General features: G+C 71.0%; 16 protein-coding genes. 10 read left to right on the plus strand and 6 right to left on the minus strand.

Going from position 1 to position 17,282, the window contains the following annotated elements:
- Positions 1–47 precede the first annotated feature (47 nt).
- Positions 48–1,592 carry an adenylyl-sulfate kinase gene (cysC, locus tag QWI33_RS09845; RefSeq protein WP_289957073.1) on the plus strand — a complete coding sequence of 515 codons (1,545 nt, stop codon included), beginning with the start codon at positions 48–50 and terminating at the stop codon, positions 1,590–1,592.
- A 108-nt stretch (positions 1,593–1,700) separates the two neighbouring features.
- Here cysC and QWI33_RS09850 read toward each other — a convergent pair whose 3' ends face one another.
- Positions 1,701–2,321: a vitamin K epoxide reductase family protein gene (locus tag QWI33_RS09850; RefSeq protein ID WP_289957074.1), complete on the minus strand. Its 621-nt coding sequence runs from the start codon at positions 2,319–2,321 to the stop codon at positions 1,701–1,703.
- Between the two features lie 118 nt (positions 2,322–2,439).
- Positions 2,440–3,339: an SDR family NAD(P)-dependent oxidoreductase gene (locus tag QWI33_RS09855; RefSeq protein ID WP_289957075.1), complete on the minus strand. Its 900-nt coding sequence runs from the start codon at positions 3,337–3,339 to the stop codon at positions 2,440–2,442.
- 381 nt (positions 3,340–3,720) lie between these two features.
- Here QWI33_RS09855 and amrA point away from each other — a divergent pair, with 381 nt between their 5' ends.
- Positions 3,721–4,335 carry an AmmeMemoRadiSam system protein A gene (gene amrA, locus QWI33_RS09860; protein WP_289957076.1) on the plus strand — a complete coding sequence of 205 codons (615 nt, stop codon included), beginning with the start codon at positions 3,721–3,723 and terminating at the stop codon, positions 4,333–4,335.
- A gap of 4 nt (positions 4,336–4,339) precedes the next feature.
- On the opposite strand, the gene QWI33_RS09865 is transcribed toward amrA, so the two are convergent.
- Positions 4,340–5,179, minus strand: a complete 840-nt coding sequence (locus tag QWI33_RS09865; protein ID WP_289957077.1) for a PhzF family phenazine biosynthesis protein — start codon at positions 5,177–5,179, stop codon at positions 4,340–4,342.
- A gap of 100 nt (positions 5,180–5,279) precedes the next feature.
- On the opposite strand from QWI33_RS09865, the gene QWI33_RS09870 reads away from it, so the two are divergent.
- Positions 5,280–6,416: an Mrp/NBP35 family ATP-binding protein gene (locus QWI33_RS09870; protein WP_289957078.1), complete on the plus strand. Its 1,137-nt coding sequence runs from the start codon at positions 5,280–5,282 to the stop codon at positions 6,414–6,416.
- Between the two features lie 66 nt (positions 6,417–6,482).
- Here QWI33_RS09870 and QWI33_RS09875 read toward each other — a convergent pair whose 3' ends face one another.
- Both QWI33_RS09875 and QWI33_RS09880 read right to left on the minus strand, forming a co-directional pair.
- The gene (locus QWI33_RS09875; RefSeq protein ID WP_289957079.1) at positions 6,483–6,851 is read right to left on the minus strand and encodes a YbjQ family protein; all 369 of its coding nucleotides are present in this window, start codon (positions 6,849–6,851) and stop codon (positions 6,483–6,485) included.
- Positions 6,852–7,223: 372 nt separating this feature from the next.
- On the minus strand, positions 7,224–8,153 hold the full coding sequence (locus QWI33_RS09880; RefSeq protein ID WP_289957080.1) for a DapH/DapD/GlmU-related protein: 930 nt from the start codon (positions 8,151–8,153) through the stop codon (positions 7,224–7,226).
- Between the two features lie 39 nt (positions 8,154–8,192).
- On the opposite strand from QWI33_RS09880, the gene dapE reads away from it, so the two are divergent.
- Positions 8,193–9,263, plus strand: coding sequence for a succinyl-diaminopimelate desuccinylase (gene dapE, locus QWI33_RS09885; protein ID WP_289957081.1), 1,071 nt, complete (start codon positions 8,193–8,195; stop codon positions 9,261–9,263).
- On the plus strand, positions 9,260–9,949 hold the full coding sequence (locus QWI33_RS09890; RefSeq protein ID WP_289957082.1) for an LOG family protein: 690 nt from the start codon (positions 9,260–9,262) through the stop codon (positions 9,947–9,949). The genes dapE and QWI33_RS09890 overlap by 4 nt, the downstream gene beginning before the upstream one ends.
- A gap of 204 nt (positions 9,950–10,153) precedes the next feature.
- Here QWI33_RS09890 and folP read toward each other — a convergent pair whose 3' ends face one another.
- On the minus strand, positions 10,154–11,017 hold the full coding sequence (gene folP / locus QWI33_RS09895) for a dihydropteroate synthase (RefSeq protein WP_289957084.1): 864 nt from the start codon (positions 11,015–11,017) through the stop codon (positions 10,154–10,156).
- Between the two features lie 50 nt (positions 11,018–11,067).
- Between folP and QWI33_RS09900 the strand changes: the two genes are divergently transcribed.
- The 5 genes from QWI33_RS09900 to QWI33_RS09920 all read left to right on the plus strand — a co-directional run bounded on the left by QWI33_RS09900 (position 11,068) and on the right by QWI33_RS09920 (position 17,270).
- Positions 11,068–12,354 (plus strand): M18 family aminopeptidase, encoded by a 1,287-nt coding sequence (locus QWI33_RS09900; protein ID WP_289957085.1) that lies wholly within the window; start codon positions 11,068–11,070, stop codon positions 12,352–12,354.
- A gap of 9 nt (positions 12,355–12,363) precedes the next feature.
- Positions 12,364–12,999 carry an FMN-dependent NADH-azoreductase gene (locus tag QWI33_RS09905; protein WP_289957086.1) on the plus strand — a complete coding sequence of 212 codons (636 nt, stop codon included), beginning with the start codon at positions 12,364–12,366 and terminating at the stop codon, positions 12,997–12,999.
- A gap of 546 nt (positions 13,000–13,545) precedes the next feature.
- Positions 13,546–16,098 carry an FtsK/SpoIIIE domain-containing protein gene (locus QWI33_RS09910; protein WP_289957087.1) on the plus strand — a complete coding sequence of 851 codons (2,553 nt, stop codon included), beginning with the start codon at positions 13,546–13,548 and terminating at the stop codon, positions 16,096–16,098.
- Positions 16,095–16,760 carry a hypothetical protein gene (locus tag QWI33_RS09915; protein ID WP_289957088.1) on the plus strand — a complete coding sequence of 222 codons (666 nt, stop codon included), beginning with the start codon at positions 16,095–16,097 and terminating at the stop codon, positions 16,758–16,760. Before QWI33_RS09910 ends, QWI33_RS09915 begins: the two co-directional genes overlap by 4 nt.
- 18 nt (positions 16,761–16,778) lie before the next feature.
- Entirely contained in the window at positions 16,779–17,270 is a 492-nt protein-coding gene (locus QWI33_RS09920; protein ID WP_289957089.1) for a DivIVA domain-containing protein, read from the plus strand.
- Positions 17,271–17,282 lie beyond the last annotated feature (12 nt).

The following is a 17,282-nucleotide window of genomic DNA, read 5'->3' on the forward strand; positions in this document are numbered from 1 at the left end:
CCGATGCCGCCCCTGCCCGAAGCACTGCGAAGGGATCCCGACCGCCGATGTCTGACTGGGTACTGCCCGATGAGATCCTCGCCGAGGCGCCGAGCCACACCCCCCTGCCGCACGAACTCGCCGACCTGGAGCTGCTGCTGTACGGCGCGTACGCGCCGCTGCGCGGGTTCATGGGCGAGGCGGAGGCCAGGTCGGTGACACGGACCGGGATGCTCCCGGACGGGACGGCATGGCCGGTCCCGGTGACGCTGGACGTGCCGATAGCGACCGCCCAGCTGCTCGACAACCCCGACCCGAAGCGCCGTGTGCTTCGCATCACCGACCCTGAAGGGGCGCCGGTCGCGGCAGTGGAGTGCCACAGCCTCGACGCGCTCGGGCCGGACATGGTCCGCGTCGGCGGCCCGGTGCGGCGCATCGCCGACGCCGCGCACGGCGTCTTCACGGGCCTGCGCGCCACCCCGGAGCAGGCGCGCACGACCTACACGAAGCCGCGGGTGCTCGCGCTCGTCGCGGACCGGCCGCTGCACCGCCCGCAGCTGGCGCAGCTCGCCAGGGCCGCACACAATCTGGCCGCGCACGTGCTCGTCATGATCCCCACGGGGGACGAGACGAACGGCGACCGGGAGCTGCGGCTGCCGACGGCGGCGCTCGTCCGGTCGGTGCTGGCCGCGAAGGACCGGCTCCCGACGGCCACGGTGCTGACGGTGCCTTTGTCCAAGCGCGGCGACAAGCTCCGCGACGGCCTCCTCACCGCGAAGGTGGCGGCGGCGTACGGCGCGACCCACATCATGACCGGCCGCGACGGCCTCGGCGGCGGCGACGGCGTGCGCTCGATGGTGCCGCGCGAGCTGGCGTACGACACCCGGGACGGGCAGTGGCGGCCCGTCGAGGACATCGAGCCGCCGTTCCGGCGGGTCGCGTTGAGCGACGCCGAGGTCGCCGACATGCTCGACCGCGGCTTCGGGCTCCCCGAGTGGCACACGCCGCCGAGCGTGGCCTCCGAGCTGCGGAAGGCGCGCCCGCCGCGCCGCCAGCGCGGCCTGGTGCTGTTCTTCACGGGCCTCTCGGGTTCGGGCAAGTCCACGATCTCGCGCGGCGTCTTCGAGGCGCTGCTGGAGGAGGGCACCCGCACGGTGTCGCTGTTCGACGGCGACGTGGTGCGCCGGCTCCTCTCGAGCGGGCTCGGGTTCTCGCGCGCGGACCGGTCGGTGAACATCCGCCGGATCGGGTTCGTGGCGGCCGAGGTCGCCCGGCACGGGGGCATCGGCATGGCCGCCCCGATCGCGCCGTACGAGGCGGACCGGGCCGAGGCGCGGCGCATGGCCGAGGCGGCGGGCGCCGACTTCGTCCTCGTGCACGTGGCCACCCCGCTCGAGGTGTGCGAGGCGCGAGACCGCAAGGGGCTGTATGCGAAAGCCCGTGCGGGCCAGATCCCGGAGTTCACCGGGATCTCGGACCCGTACGAGGAGCCGCCGGCCGCGGAGCTGACCATCGACACGAGCGAGATCACCGTCGGCGAAGGCGTCGAACAGGTGCTCGAGTACCTCTCTGAAGGCGGCTGGCTGGAGCCGACCGGCCTGCGACTTGGCTAGAAGACCGGGTTGAGACGGCATGTGGAAAGGCCCCGGGCGGATGCCCGGGGCCTTTCCTCTTTGCGTCGACGCAGGGTTTAGCAGCGCGCGTCCGCGTCGCAGCAGTGCTTAGAAGAGCGTGGACCAGTAGTCCCAGAAACCGGTGCCCACGAGCACGAGGACCACCGCGTACAGCAGGACCAGGCCGACCCAGTGGAAGCGCAGCAGGTCGTCGACGGCGTCGCGCCAGTCCTCCCCCACCGGGATCGCCCCGGTGCGCAGGTTGCGCACCGTGGAGAACCAGAAGATCGGCAGGACCACGGCCCACACCGCCATGCACCAGGGGCAGAGCACCCCGATCTGGTACACCGACTGGTAGATCAGCCAGGACACGAAGACGAGCCCGGCGAGCGTCCCGAGGTTGAAGGCCAGCGCGATCCAGCGCGGCAGCGACACCTTCGACAGGAGCAGCGCGCCCATGAAGACGACGAGCGGGAACGCGACGAGGCCGATCATCGGGTTCGGGAAGCCGAACACGGAGGCCTGCCAGGTGTTCATCACGGTGCCGCAGGACAGCACCGGGTTGAAGTCGCAGGAGATCGCGTGGCCCGGGTCGATGAGCGAGGCGATGCGCTCGTAGGTGAGGTCGAACGCGGCGGCCACGCCGACCAGTCCGCCCAGGAGCAGCACGAGGCCGGTGACGGTGCGTCCCCGGACCTCGCGCGAGCTCTCGCCGAAAGCCTCGTCCATCCGCGCTTCCCCCGTCTCGGTCCGCTCAGCCGGTACTGTCGTCGCCGCAATCGTGTTCACGCAAGGGTAACGACCGCGGCCGGTGCGAAGTTGCGGACGACTGGTCGTTATGTGACGGTTAGGCCCGCAGGGACTTGCCGCCGTCGACCACGAGGGTCTGCCCGGTGATGTAGGAGGCCGAAGGGGCGCAGAAGAACACGGCGGCGGCCGCGACCTCTTCGGGGCTGCCGGGGCGGCCCATCGGGCCGTCGAGGCCCTTCTGCAGCTCGGGGACGGTGGAGGAGCCGGTGCGGATGAGGCCCGGCGCGATCGCGTTCACCGTGACGCCGTCGGCGACGACCTCGGTCGCCAGGGCCTTGGTGAGGCCGGTGACGCCGGCTTTCGCTGCGGCGTAGGCGGCCTCGGCGGGGACGGCGGTGACGACACCGGTGGTGGCCGCGACGTTCACGATGCGGCCCCAGCCGCGCTCGGCCATCGACTGCACGAACGCGCGCGAGACCAGGAACGCGGTGTCGAGGTTGCGGGTGATCTCGGTCTGCCAGTCCGCATAGGACAGCTGCGCGACCGGTTTCACCACGGCCGGATCGGACTTGGAAGTGAGACCGGCGTTGTTGATGAGGATGTCGACCTCACCGAGCGCTTCCGCGACGGCATCGGCGAGGCCGCCGACTTCCGCCTCGTCGGCGAGGTCGGCGACGAACCCGATCGCACCGATCTCTTCGGCGCGCTCGTGAATCCGCTTGGTGGTCGAGACGATCGCGACCGCCGCGCCCGCGAGGCGCAGCCGGGTCGCGATGGCGAACCCGATCCCGTCGGGCGCACCCGCACCGGTGACCAGCGCGATCTTCCCGGCGAGCGAGTCGAGTTCCTGCAACCGCCCGCGGGAGGACTGGGTGCCCTGCGTCCCGCCGTTCGACGGGAGGTCGATCACCTCGGCGAGGCCCTGGTCGACGGTGGCGTAGTCGTCGGCTTCGTAGGACGAGTCGAATGCGTCGGCGCTCGTGCGCGGTTCACTCATCCCCGCAGTCTCTCACGGCACCGTTACCAAACAGATCACCGGCAGGCCGAACTGCGCCAAACCGCCACCATCAGGTCACCCGAGGCGCAAGGACCGGCGAAGCCGAAGCAGCGCAGGCGATCGGCGAGTCCACGGGACGGCGGCGCAGGCGGTCAGGGCCTCGCCGAACCGGAGTGCCGGCGGCCGGCGGCTTCGCCGAAACCCCGTCCACAAACCCCCACCCACCACTAGAGGGGAAAGAAGGGTCCGCCGCAAATATCCCGCCCAGGACCGACAAAAACCGGGCCCCGCGGCGCCAGTGTCACCCGAAATCGGGAACGAGCGCGAGCCGATCTCGCACTCCACCCGCCCTCGCGCCCTGACACGTGACACCATCGGAGCATGGACCCGCACCCCGAGTCCGGCCTCGGCCCGGTGCTGACCGCGCTGGCGCGCAGCGCCGTCGCGACCTCCTTCGCGCCCCGCCCGCCCGGCGCCGCCTCCCTCATCGGCGCCGCACCTGAAGCCGCCGCACACGCCGCCGACCTCGCCAAGCGCGAGGCCACCTTCGTGACCCTCCAACGGGACGGCCGCCTCCGCGGCTGCATCGGCACCCTCACCGCCTTGCGGCCCTTGGGAGTCGACGTCGTCCGCAACGCACGCCTGGCCGCCCGCGACCCGCGCCTGCCGCCCGTCGAAGCGACCGAGACCGACGCGCTCCAGGTCACCGTCACGGTCCTCACCCCGCCCGAGCCGCTCGCGGCGCGGGCCTTCACGTCGCTGCTCGACCACCTGCGCCCCGGCGAAGACGGCCTCACCCTCAAGGACCAGGGCGGACGCCGCGCGACCTTCCTGCCGTCGGTCTGGGCGAGCCTGCCCGAACCCGAACGGTTCGTCGCCGCCCTGCTGCGCAAAGGCCGCTGGCCGCGCCGCCTCTGGACCGCCGAACTGCGCTCGGCCGCCTGGCCCGAAGGCCTTGCGGCCGAACGCTACGGCGCCCGCGAATTCGCCGGCTGAACCCCTACTCCGGGAGCGTCACCAGCGTGCCCTCGGCGACCTTGACCGCCGCACCCGAGACCGAGACCGACACGGCCGCACCGTGCTCGACCACGACCTCGCCGTGCAGCGCCGAAGGCCGGTCGATCTCGGCGCCCTGCGCGATCTCGTACGAGTGCACGCCGTCACCGCTGATGAGCCCCTGGTCGACCAGGTGCACGCCGAGCGCGACCGCCGCCGAACCGGTCGCCGGGTCCTCGCCGACGCCGCGGTGGAACAGGCGGGCGTGGACCGCGTGCGACTCCTCGTCAAAGCTGAACAGGTAGACCTTCTCCAGGTGGCCCGGCACGTCGACCGCGGCGGGCACGTCCGCGTCGGCGAGGCGCACGAAGTTGTGGTCGAGGCCGGCGCTGGCGTTCTTCGGGGTGCCGATGATCTTGGCGGGGTCGAGGCCGATCGCGGCCGCGGCCGTGGCCGTGTCGAGTTCGGGGCCGACGCTGATCGCCGTGGAGGTGAGTTTCGCGGTGCCGCCGTCGACGGCCACGGTCATGAGGCCGGCACCGCATTCCTGGACGACCGTGCCGTCGTTCGGCTCGACCCGGCCGGACGCGACGGCGGCGATCGCCGCGCCGATCGTGGGGTGCCCGGCGAAGGGCAGTTCCTCCGCAGGGGTGAAGATCCGCGCGAGGTAGTCGGCGCCCGGCGCGGCCGCCGGGAGCACGAACACGGTCTCGGAGTAGTTGAACTCGAGGGCGATCGCCTGCATCTGCGCGGTGGTGAGTTCCTGGCCGTCGAAGACGACGGCGAGCTGGTTGCCCGCATAGGCTCGTGCGGAGAACACGTCGTAGATCGCAAAGGGAAGCATGGGCCAGTTATAGCGCGGCCGGCGCGCGCGGGCAGTGGCCTCGGCAGCGGTAAGGCTACGCTCACATTGCCGAACCGAAATGCGTGGTTACGATTGGGTCATGTCTGACAACGCTGCCGTCGTCGAGGCCGTGCACGAAGCGCTCTCGCACGTCAACGACCCCGAGATCCGCCGCCCGATCACCGAACTCGGCATGGTCGACACCGTCGAGGTCGACGGCGGTCGCCTGTCTCTGAAGATCCTCCTCACCGTCGCGGGCTGCCCGATGCGCGACACGCTGCAACGCGACATCGCCGGCGCCGTGGACGGCGTCGAAGGCGTCCGCGAACTCGCGCTCGAGTTCGGCGTCATGAGCGAGCAGCAGCGCGCCGACCTGCAGACGAAGCTGCGCGGCGGCCGTCCGGGCGCCGAACCGGTGATCCCGTTCAACCTGCCCGAGTCGCGCACCCGCGTGTTCGCGATCGCGTCCGGCAAGGGCGGCGTCGGCAAGTCGTCGATGACGGTGAACCTGGCCGCGGCCATGGCGCAGAAGGGCCTGTCGGTCGGCGTCGCGGACGCCGACATCTACGGGCACTCGATCCCGCGCATGCTCGGCGTCGAAGGCGCCCCGACGCAGGTCGAGGACATGATCATGCCGCCGCAGGCGCATGGGATGAAGGTCATCTCGATCGGGATGTTCACGCCGGGGAACACGGCCGTGGTGTGGCGCGGGCCGATGCTGCACCGCGCGCTCCAGCAGTTCCTCGCCGACGTCTACTGGGGTGAGCTGGACGTGCTCCTGCTCGACCTGCCGCCCGGGACCGGCGACATCGCGATCTCGGTGGCGCAGCTGCTGCCGACCGCGGAGCTCGTGGTCGTCACGACGCCGCAGCAGGCGGCGGCCGAGGTGGCCGAGCGGGCCGGCGCGATCGTCACGCAGACGCACCAGAAGCTCGCCGGCGTGGTCGAGAACATGTCGTGGATGGCGCTGCCCGACGGGTCGCACATCGAGCCGTTCGGCTCCGGCGGCGGCAAGAAGGTCGCGGAGGCGCTGACGCGGGACATCGGTTCCGACGTGCCGCTGCTCGGCCAGATCCCGCTCGACCCGAAGCTGCGCGAAGGCGGCGACGCCGGGGTGCCGCTGGTGCTCTCGGACCCCGACTGCGAGGCGTCGCGGGCGATCCGCGCGATCGCGGACCAGCTGGCGGTGCGGAAGGTGTCGCTGGCGGGCAAGCAGCTGGGCCTGACCCCGGTCTAGAGGTCTTTTGAGCGGCGGCCCTCTTGTGCCCTTGAGGGCCGCCGCTCCTTTTCCCCAGTTTCCTGATTAAAGCTTGCGGACGGTGACGGCGGTGCCGTAGGCGCACACCTCGGTGCCCATGTCGCGGGCGTCGGAGACGTCGAAGCGCATCATCACGACCCCGTTGGCGCCCAAGGACTTCGCCTGGTCGACCATGCGGGTGAGCGCCTCCTCGCGGGAGGTCGCGAGGGCTTTGGTGAGGCCCTTGAGCTCGCCGCCGAGCAGGGACTTGAAGCCCGAGCCGACATCGGAGAAGAAGTTCCGGGACCGCACTGTGAGGCCGAAGACCTCGCCGTGCGTGTCGAGGACCTCGTAGCCCGGCACGCTCTCGGTCGTGACGACCACGAAACCCGAACTGGTGGGATTGGCCCCGCCGAACTCTCCGACTCTGTCCATGTGGACCAGGTTATGGAAAATTCGGGGCCCGCACCTCGATCTCCGGGATGAACTGCCCGAACGCGGGTAGCACCCGGGTACTACTACGAACGGAGTGGGGAGAAGCGGGAATCGGGATCGCCTCGGCGCGTCCGGCACAAATCGGGCACCGGAAGCCGCCCCCGAGTCAAGGATGCCCTGCGGGTCCGACACCGGCTTCGGGGACGCCGAAGGCCCCGGCATTCGCCGAGGCCTTGACGCGAGCTTTGTTCGATTATCGAGTGCGCGCCGCGTTAGGCCGCCTGGCCGCGAACCGTGCCCGGTCAGCGGGCCGCACTCGTTCACTGCGTCGCGGATCGTGCCCGGTTCCCGGTCCGCGCAGAATGGGTCCGCCTACTGGGCGCTGTGCAGCGCCGCGTTCAGCTCGCCCCAGGTGCCCGTGCGGGGGCGCACTTCGAGGACGCCGGTCTGCGTGTTCGTCCAGAACTGCAGGTTGTCCTTGCCCGAGAGGGTCGCGGCCTTGACGACCGTGCCGTCCGGGGTGGTGACCTTGGAACCGGCGGTCACGTAGCAGCCGGCGGCCACGACGCAGTTGTCGCCCAAGGAGATCCCGATGCCGGCGTTCGCGCCGAGGAGGCACCGCTCGCCGATCGAGATGACTTCCTTGCCGCCGCCCGAGAGCGTCCCCATGATCGAGGAGCCGCCGCCGATGTCCGAGCCGTCGCCCACAAGCACGCCCGCGGAGATGCGGCCCTCGACCATCGAGTTCCCGAGCGTCCCGGCGTTGAAGTTCACGAAGCCCTCGTGCATGACCGTCGTGCCCTCGGCCAGGTGAGCGCCCAGGCGCACCCGCGACGCGTCCGCGATGCGCACGCCCGTGGGGGTCACGTAGTCGGCCATCGGGGGGAACTTGTCGAGGGACTTCACCTCGAGCGTCTGCCCCTCGCCGCGGAGCTTGAGGCGGGCCGCGTTCACCGCGTCGGCAGGGACCGGGCCGTGGTTGGTCCAGGCGTTGTTCGGCAGCAGGCCGAAGATGCCGGAGAGGTTGATGGAGTGCGGGATGACGAGCCGGTGCGAGAGCAGGTGCAGCCGCAGGTACACGTCCGCAGTGTCCAGGGGCTCCTCCGCGAGGGACTTGACGATGACCGACACGCCCTTCGAAGTCGTGCCCGTCGGGTTCACCCGGTCGAGCTCCGGCGCGGCCACACCCGTGGGCGCCTCGCCCAGTCCGAGGCGGGTGAACCACACGTCGAGGACCGTGCCGTCGGCGTCGACCGTGGCCACGCCGACACCCCATGCTCCGTCAGTCAGGAAATCACTCATGCGAAAAGCCTATCCACGCGGCGAGTATCGTCTGCGGATGTGACAGTTTTGAGTGAGGCAGTCCTCGCCGACCCGGTCGCGCTGACCAGGGCCCTGTGCGACATCCCGTCCGTGTCCTGGAACGAGGCCGAGATCTGCGACGAGGTCGAGGCGGCCCTCAAGCGCCTGGGGCACTTGACGACCGAGCGGGTCGGCAACACGCTCATCGCCCGCACCGACCTGGGCCGGGGCAGGCGCGTCATGCTCGCCGGGCACCTCGACACGGTGCCGGTGAACGACAACTTCCCCACCCGCCTCGACGGCGACGTGCTGTGGGGCCTCGGCACCTCCGACATGAAGTCCGGCACCGCGCTCGCGCTCTGGATCGCCGCCACCGTCCCCGAGCCGAAGTTCGACCTGAGCTTCGCGTTCTACGACTGCGAGGAGATCGAGGCCGAGCACAACGGGCTCAACAAGCTCTCCAAGACCCGCCCCGAACTCCTCGCCGCCGACTTCGCGATCCTCCTCGAACCGACCTACGGGCTCGTCGAGGCCGGCTGCCAGGGCACCATGCGGGTCCGCGTGACCACCAGCGGGAAGCGGGCGCACTCGGCGCGGTCCTGGAAGGGCGAGAACGCGATCCACAAGATCGCCCCCGTCCTCGAACGGCTCAACGCCTACGAGGCGCGCGAGGTCGAGGTCGACGGCTGCACGTACCGGGAGGGCCTGAACGCGGTCTTCATCGGCGGCGGCGTGGCAGGGAACGTCATCCCCGACGAGGCCTGGGTCGACGTGAACTTCCGCTTCGCGCCCGACCGCGACGAGGCCGCCGCCGAAGCCCATGTGCGCGAGGTCTTCGCCGGCTTCGACGTCCACGTCTCCGACACCGCCCCGTCCTGCCGCCCCGGACTGGATCGGCCCGAAGCGGCCGAGTTCGTCGCCGCAGCCGGAGGCGAGTTCCGTGCGAAACTCGGCTGGACCGATGTGGCGCGCTTCGCGACTCTGGGTATCCCGGCAGTGAACTTCGGACCGGGCGACCCGAACCTCGCCCACAAGCAGGACGAACGCGTCGAGATCCCGCGCATCCGCGCCTGCGCGGACGCACTGCGAGCCTATGTGGAGGAACAATGAGCCTGAAGCGCCGCGTCACCGCGGACGAGCACCTGCTCGACACCGCGCACAGCGAGGAGTGGAAGCAGAAGGCCGCGTGGCGGGTCATGAAGATCCAGGCCGAGTTCGTGGAGGGCTTCGACACGCTCGAAGCCGCCGAGCTCGGCGACGCCATCGGCGTCTACGGCTCGGCGCGCACCAACGTCGACGGCGACGAGTACAAGCTCGGCATCGAGCTCGGCCGCAAGCTCGGCGAGGCCGGGTTCTCGGTCATCACCGGCGGCGGCCCCGGCGCCATGGAGGCCGCCAACCGGGGCGCGGCCGACGCCGGTGTCAAGTCCGTGGGCCTGGGCATCGAGCTCCCGTTCGAGCAGGGCATCAACCCGTACGTGGACATCCAGCTGGACTTCCACTACTTCTTCGTCCGCAAGGTCATGTTCCTCAAGTACTCGTGCGGGTTCTGCGCCCTCCCCGGCGGCTACGGGACCATGGACGAGCTCTTCGAGTCCCTGACCCTCGTGCAGACCGAGAAGGTCGGCAAGTTCCCGATCGCGCTCATCGGCACCGACTTCTGGGGCGGCCTGGTCGACTGGCTGCGCGACGTGATGGTCCGCGAGGGCAAGATCGGCCCTGACGACGTGAACCTGCTGCTCGTCACCGACGATCTCGACGAGGCCGTGGAACACATGAAGAGCGGCCGCAAATAAAACGCGAGAGCTTAGACGGCGTACGGCGTACGGCGTACGGCGTACGGCGAATAACCGTACAGCGCACGAGATGCAACCGCCGTATGGCGCACTTTGTACCAAGTACGACGTACAAGGTATTACGTACGGCATACGACGTACGAGACATAGTCATACAATGTACGAAATAAGGCCGCCGTACGCTGTACGGCGGCCGTTTCGTGCTCAGAGGCTGCGGTGCGGCGCCTTCGGGGGCTTGTCGCCCTTGATCGCGGCGATCATGTCGAGCACCTCGCGGGTCGCGGCGACATCGTGGGCGCGGAAGACGCGCGCGCCGTTCCACGCCGAGATCGCGGTCGCGGCGAGTGTGCCGTTGAGGCGGCGGTCGACCGGCAGGTCGAGCGTCTCGCCCACGAAGTCCTTGCGGGACAAGGCGACCAGCACCGGCCAGCCGGTCCCGGCGAGCTCGTCGAGGCGGCGGGTGAGGTCGAGTGAGTGGTACGTGGTCTTGCCGAAGTCGTGCGTCGGGTCGATGAGGATGCCGTCGGCGCGCACGCCTGCCGCGACCGCCGCCTCAGCGCGCTCCACGAGTTCGGTGCGGACCTCCGCCACGACGTCCTCGTAGACCGCCTTCGCCGCCACAGTGCGCGGCTCCAGGCCCCCGGTGTGGGAGACGACGAACCCCGCGCCGGTGTCCGCGGCGACCTCGATCACCGTCGGGTCCCAGCCCGCCCACGTGTCGTTGATCAGCTCGGCCCCGGCCGCCACCGCCTCACGCGCCACTTCGCCGCGCCACGTGTCCACCGAGATCACCAGGTCAGGGTGCTTGTCGTGCACTGCGGCGATGAACGGCACCACGCGGTCGATCTCTTCCGCGACGGAGACTTCCGGGCCGTCGCCGGCCTTCACCCCGCCGATGTCGACGATGTCCGCGCCGTGCGCCACCGCGTTGTCGACCGCGGCCACGGCCGCCTCGAATGCGAAAGTCGCCCCCGAGTCGTAGAAGGAGTCGGGCGTGCGGTTGACGATCGCCATCACCGCGTAGTCGCCCTCATCGAACACCCGTCGGCCCAGTTTCAACGCTCGCATCCGTCTATGCTGACAGCCGCCACGGCCACCCGCCACTAGAAGGAGCACCGATGCCTCGCTTCGACCGGTCGCACACCGACGACCTCGCCGCGTTCATCAAAGCCAGCCCGACCCCTCACCACGCGTGCGCCGAGGCCGGCCGCCGGCTCGAAGCCGCCGGGTTCCAGCGGCTCGACGAGGCCGCGGCCTGGCCGGAGGAATGGCCGCTGACCGAGACGAAGAGCAGCGGCTACTACACGGTCCGGGACGGCTCGATCATCGCCTGGCGGGTCGACGGCAGGGACTTCGACGGGTTCCGCATCTTCGGTGCGCACACCGACACCCCCACGTTCAAGGTCAAGCCCCGGCCCGACACCGGCGCCGCGGGCTGGAAGCAGATCGCCGTCGAGGTCTACGGCGGCGTGCCGCACCAGACCTGGCTCGACCGGGACCTCTCCGTCGCCGGGCGGCTCGTCATGCGCGACGGCTCCGAGGTGCTCGTGCACGTCGACCGGCCGCTCCTGCGCATCCCCCGCCTGGCGATCCACCTCGACCGCGGCGCGAACGAGGGCCAGAAGCTCAACGCCCAATCGCAGCTCACCCCGATCTGGGGGCTCGGCGAGCCGCGCGACGGGGAGTTCCTGGAGTTCATCGCGGCGGAAGCCGGAGTCGACGCCGCCGACGTGTTCGGCCACGACCTGTTCGCCGTCGCCCTCGACGAACCCGCCTACCTCGGCAAGGACGAGGAGCTGTTCGCGGCCTGGCGACTCGACAACCTCACCAGCACCCACGCCGGCATCGCCGCGATCATCGCTGCAGATGAGACCGACGACGTCCCCGTGCTCGCCTCGTTCAACTACGAGGAGGTCGGCTCGATGACTTACTCCGGCGCGCAGAGCCCGTTCCTGGAGTCGGTGCTGCGACGCATCATCGGCGGCGTCGACGACCGCTACGAGCGGTACGCGCAGGTGATCGCCGCCAGCGCCATGATGTCCTCCGACACCGGCAACGCGATCCACCCGAACTACCCCGAGAAGCACGAGCCGGGCCACCGCCCGATCCCCGGCAAGGGCCCGATGATCAAGGTGAGCGCGAACCAGCGCTATGCGAGCGGCGCGGAGGAGCAGGCGCTGTTCCGGCGCTCGGCCGAGGCCGCGGGCATCCCGTGGCAGACCTATGTGAACCGCAACGACATCCCGGGCGGGACGACGATCGGCCCGATCTCGGGCACGCAGCTGGGAATGCTCACTGTGGACGTCGGCCTGCCGATCCTCTCGATGCATTCCGCGCGCGAACTGTGCGGCGCCGAGGACCCGGGTCTGCTCGCGGACCTGGCGCTCGGCCTGTTCACTCACTAAGGGGCGCAGATGCCGACGCTGTTGCGGCTCGATGCCTCGGCGGCCGCGGCGGATTCGACGTCGCGGTCGCTGACGGCGGCGTTCGCCGCCGCGTTCGCGGCCTCGCCGGGCAACGCGGTCGTGAACCGGGATCTGCACGCCGATCCGGTGCCGCACCTGCCCCATCCGCAGTTGCACTGGGCCGCGCCGCTGCGCAACGGGAGCGCGCCTGATCCGGCCAACGAGGCGCGGCAGGAGGCGCTCATCGTGGAGCTTCTGGCTGCGGACGTGCTGGTGATCGGGTATCCGCTGTACAACTATTCGCTGCCGTCGAGCCTCAAGGCCTGGATTGATCACGTGCATGTGCCGGGGCGGACCGCGGCGGCGGCGGGGTCCGGTTCGCCGCTCGCGGGACGGCCTGCGGTGCTGGTGGTGACGCGGGGCGGCGACTACGGGCCGGGGGCGCTGAACGAGGGCCGCGACCTGGCGACGCCGGTGCTCGAGCTGGTCTTGGGTGAGGAGATGGGCATGGACGTGTCGGTCGTGGCCTGCCAGTGGACGCTCGCCGGGAACGGTTCGGACCGCGAGGCGCGGCTCCGCCGGGGCGAGCGAGAGCGGGCTGCTGCTCTTGAGGCGGTGCGGGTGCTCGGGTCGCGTCTGAACTGACGCGTTCGGGCCCCCGGAGGGTTTCGGGGCGAGCGCGAGCGGGGCTGCCGCTCTCTACGCGGTGCAGGTGCTCGGGTCGTGCCTGGGCTGACGCGTTCGGACCCCCGGAGGGTTTCGGGGCGAGCGCGAGCGGGCTGCCGCTCTCTACGCGGTGCGGGCGATCGGGTCGCGTCTGGGGCTGAGACGTACTGGCCCGGTGGGCTTCATTGGATGAACGCGAACGGGCTGCCGCTCTCGACGCGGTGCGCGAGCTCAGGTCGTACCCGGGTCGACGCTTGCGGGCCGGGAGGGTTTCGTGGGGTTATTGCACGTTGGGGTGCAGGGCTTTCGCGTCGTGCGCCGGGGCCCCGTCCCGGTATGGTGGTCTCGTCGACATACCCGGCCTCGAGCCGTTGCACGAGCACCTTCGGCGACGCCTGCGAGCCTTGGTTGAGCACCCTCGGCGAAGCCTGCGAGCCGTGAATGAGCACCCTCGGCGAAGCTTGCGAGCCGTAAATGAGCACCCTCGGCGAAGCTTGCGAGCCGTAATTGAGCAAGGAGGCGGCTTTGACCTGGCGGACCGAATTGGAGCGGGCGGCCGCGCGCGTGCGCGAGGCCGCAGGTGCCGCCGACGAAGCCGAGGAGCTGCTGCGGGGCGATGCTTCGCGTTTGGCCGCAACGGGAATCGAGCAGCGGCGCAGTGACCTCGCCGAGCGCCTGCGCGCAGTGGCGTCGCAGACCGCGACCGGCTGGCTGGGCGAGGACCTGGCCGCGGTCGTCCCCAACACGCCGGTGTGGACCGAAGCGCCGTCCACTGAGGCGGTCAGGATCGGCACCGCCGAGATCGACGACGCCCCCGCGTTCCCCGCGCTCGTCGGACTGCTCGGCAAGGGCCACCTGGTATGCGACGGCGACGCGGCCGACCCGCGCGTCGCCGGGATGCTCCAATCCCTGCTGCTGCGGATCTGCGCGGCCCACCCGAACCTCGAACTGAGCCTGGTCGACGGCGTGACCCTCGGACAGGTCTTCGCGCCCGCCACAGCCCTCGTAGACGCCGGCATCGCCGGTCCCGTGGCCACGGACCACCTCGCGCTCGGGCGGGTCCTCACAGCCGCGGAGAAGCGGCTCACGGAGCTGCGCGACATCGCTGCGAGAGGCCAGTCGATCGCCGACCGGCCCTACCACCTAATCGTGATCGCCGGGCTCCCACCGGAAGTCGGCAAGTCCATGCGCGAGCGGCTGGCCGCGCTGGCGCACGCCGGGCCGTCCGCCCGCTGCCACCTCGTGGTGTGCGGGTGGCGGCAGCTCCCGCACCGGGAGTCGCTGCCGGCGATCGAGCATGCGACCTACCTGTACTGCAACGAGAAGGACGTGCGGCTCGGGAGCCTGCCGCTGCCGGTGCGGCTCGACGCCGCGCCGCCGCCGAGCCTCGCCCGCGCCGTCTACGGGTCGCGGGCGCAGCAGCGCAAGGAGGCCGGCGAGCTGAGCGTCGCCGATCTCGTGCCGGAGGTGCTGTGGTCGGCTTCGAGCCGGGACGGGCTCTCGACGGTGATCGGCCGCGACCAGGCCGGCAGCTCCCAAGGCGGCGATGTGGAGGTCGCGTTCGACGACGCGACGCCGCACTGGCTCATCGGCGGGCGCACCGGCGGCGGCAAGACCGTGTTCCTCCTCGACGTCCTGTACGGGCTCGCGACCCGCTACTCCCCCGCCGAACTCGAGCTGTACCTGCTCGACTTCAAAGAGGGCGTCTCGTTCACCGAGTTCACGCCCTCGCATTTGGACCCGTCGTGGATTCCGCATGTGCGGGCCGTCGGCGTCGAGTCCGACCGCGAGTACGGCGTGGCCGTGCTCGGCGCATTGCGCGCCGAACTCTCCAGGCGCGCCGGGCTCATGAAGCGGGCGGGCGCGACCAGGCTCGCGCGTCTGCGCGAACTGCGGCCCGAGATGGCGCTGCCGCGGATCGTGGCCGTGGTGGACGAGTTCCATGTGCTGTTCGCCGGGAACGACCGCCTTGCGGGTGAAGCGGTGGCGCACCTGGAGGAGTTGGCGCGCAAGGGCCGCTCCTACGGCGTGCACCTGGTGCTCGCGAGCCAGACGATCTCCGGCATCGAGGCCCTGTACTCCAAGAAGGACTCGATCTTCGGCCAGTTCCCGCTGCGTGTGGCCCTGCCGGGTGCGAAGCACCTCCTGGACGAGGGCAATGACGCGGCGGACGGCATCAGCGTCGGCCAGGCCGTCATCAACGACGCCGGGGGCATCAAGGGCCGCAACCGGACCTGCCGCTTCCCGGACGCGTCCAGCGCCGAGGACCTCCTGACCGGCCTGCGGCGCCAGCTGTGGGAGCGGCGGGAATCGGACGTGGAGCCGATCGTCTTCCGCGGCTTCGACGAGCAGCATCTCGAAGACGACCCCCGGTTCGCCGACCTCGCGCCGACCCACGCGCCCGTCGCGCTGCTGGGCCGGGCCGTCGACGTGCACATGTCCTCGGTGGGCTACCAGTTCGACCGCAGCCCCGGCCGGCACCTGGCCGTGCTCGGCACCTCGGCGGTCGCGGCGGACGTGCTCGCCGCCGCCGCCGTCTCCCTTGGGCGCCAGCACGAGCCGGGCAGCGTCGCGTTCGAGGTCGCGGCGACCGCCGTGGGCGTCGAGGACACCGCCCGGCAGGTGGTGGGCGAGCTCGAAGCGGGCGGGCACGAATGCCGGCAGCTCGCGCCCGGCTCGATCCTCAGCGCGAAACGCGACAAGCCGACGTACCTGATCTGGTTCGGCGCGGACGGCGCCGACGGACAGGGCGCCGCACTGCGCGATCTGCTGCTCCACGGCCCGGCCGCCGGCGTGCACCTGCTCGGCTGGTGGCGGGGCGCGCGCCGGTTCCTCGACGACATCGGCGGCTCCTCGGGGCGCGAGCACTGCGCCGGGGTCGTGGCGCTCAACATCGCCGGGAACGACCTCGCCGCCATCACCGGCGGCTTCGAGCGCACCTGGGAGGCCCGCACGAACCGGTGCCTGGTCATCGACCGGCACGCGGGCACCGAGACCCTCGCCGTGCCGTACGTGCGGCCCGGCCGCCTCGACGGCCTGCCCGTCCAGGACACCCCCGGAAAGGTGGAGTCGCGATGAGCCTCAGCGCATACGAGGACCTGGTGCACGAGTTGACGCGCCTGGACGCGGACACGAACGCCAGCACCGCCCAGGCCACCCGGCAGCTCGAGCGCCGCCGCGAATCGCTGCGCGAGGTCCGGTCCGAACTGGACGACCAGATGATGGGGCTGGCGGAGCTGTGCGCGCGCCTGCGGCACACCGCGCCCGACCTGACGCCCGCGCTGACCGCCGAGAGCGCGGACGGCGTGCCGGGCGAGGCCGAGGACAATCCCGACAGGGTCCTGGAACGCGCGAAGACGGCCCTGCGGGAGGCCGAGCTGGCCCGGACCGCGACCGTGCGGGCCGCGCAGCGGCCGACGCTGCTGCCGAAGGCGCACCATGTGCTGCGCGAGCTCCTGGTCTACGGCTCGTGCATGATCGCGTGCCTCGCCGTCCAGTTCGGCTACTTCGCGGCCACGGGCGGGAAGGGCGAGTCCACGTTCTGGGTCGCGTTCCTGCTCCCGGTGATGGCCACGATCGTCGGGTATGTGCTGGTGGGGATGGCCAACCGGCCGAGGCTGCCGCTGCTGGACCGCAGCGGGAAGCCCATCAAGGCGGTCGTCCCCCACAACCCGCGTCTGGGAGTGACGCTCGCAGTCTGCACAATGGCGCTGTTCGCCTATTTCGCGTTCTTCGCTTAGAACTCCCTGGAGGAACCGGTGCTGAAGCTCGTCCTCGAATTCGCACTGCCGGTGACCATCGCGGTCATCGGCGTGTGGATCGCCTTCTCGATCGTCGTGTGGGCCACCGGCCGCGACACGCTCCTGGACACCGCCGGCGCGGGCGCGCCCCTCGGTCTGGGCGAGGGCGAGGCGGTCGACGAGGCCGCCGTCGCCTCCGTCAGGTTCGACACCGGTCTGCGCGGCTACCGCACCGACCAGGTCGACGCGGCGCTGAACCGGCTCGCGTGGGAGATCGGCCGCCGCGACGAGATGCTCGCCGAGATGCAGTCGCAGCTCGACGGCACCGCCGACACCGCGGAGCTCGCCGTCCCCGAGTCCGATGAGGACACCGCGCTCGACCTCGCCAACGAGGGCGCGGCCGCCGCTCCGCTGGACCCCGCGACCGATGCCGACAGGGACCTGGACGCCCCCGGGAGTGAGGCAGGGCGCGAGGAACCCGGTGAGACGGCGCCGCGCGGCGAGGCGTGATGGGATAGGCCC

The organism is Glycomyces tritici (assembly GCF_030403505.1).

What these genes read in the sequence shown, in the direction of transcription:
- cysC (WP_289957073.1), top strand. Translation starts at nt 48, where the DNA reads ATGTCTGACTGGGTACTGCCCGATGAGATCCTCGCCGAGGCGCCGAGC.
- QWI33_RS09850 (WP_289957074.1), bottom strand. Translation starts at nt 2,321, where the DNA reads ATGGACGAGGCTTTCGGCGAGAGCTCGCGCGAGGTCCGGGGACGCACC.
- QWI33_RS09855 (WP_289957075.1), bottom strand. Translation starts at nt 3,339, where the DNA reads ATGAGTGAACCGCGCACGAGCGCCGACGCATTCGACTCGTCCTACGAA.
- amrA (WP_289957076.1), top strand. Translation starts at nt 3,721, where the DNA reads ATGGACCCGCACCCCGAGTCCGGCCTCGGCCCGGTGCTGACCGCGCTG.
- QWI33_RS09865 (WP_289957077.1), bottom strand. Translation starts at nt 5,179, where the DNA reads ATGCTTCCCTTTGCGATCTACGACGTGTTCTCCGCACGAGCCTATGCG.
- QWI33_RS09870 (WP_289957078.1), top strand. Translation starts at nt 5,280, where the DNA reads ATGTCTGACAACGCTGCCGTCGTCGAGGCCGTGCACGAAGCGCTCTCG.
- QWI33_RS09875 (WP_289957079.1), bottom strand. Translation starts at nt 6,851, where the DNA reads ATGGACAGAGTCGGAGAGTTCGGCGGGGCCAATCCCACCAGTTCGGGT.
- QWI33_RS09880 (WP_289957080.1), bottom strand. Translation starts at nt 8,153, where the DNA reads ATGAGTGATTTCCTGACTGACGGAGCATGGGGTGTCGGCGTGGCCACG.
- QWI33_RS09890 (WP_289957082.1), top strand. Translation starts at nt 9,260, where the DNA reads ATGAGCCTGAAGCGCCGCGTCACCGCGGACGAGCACCTGCTCGACACC.
- folP (WP_289957084.1), bottom strand. Translation starts at nt 11,017, where the DNA reads ATGCGAGCGTTGAAACTGGGCCGACGGGTGTTCGATGAGGGCGACTAC.
- QWI33_RS09900 (WP_289957085.1), top strand. Translation starts at nt 11,068, where the DNA reads ATGCCTCGCTTCGACCGGTCGCACACCGACGACCTCGCCGCGTTCATC.
- QWI33_RS09905 (WP_289957086.1), top strand. Translation starts at nt 12,364, where the DNA reads ATGCCGACGCTGTTGCGGCTCGATGCCTCGGCGGCCGCGGCGGATTCG.
- QWI33_RS09915 (WP_289957088.1), top strand. Translation starts at nt 16,095, where the DNA reads ATGAGCCTCAGCGCATACGAGGACCTGGTGCACGAGTTGACGCGCCTG.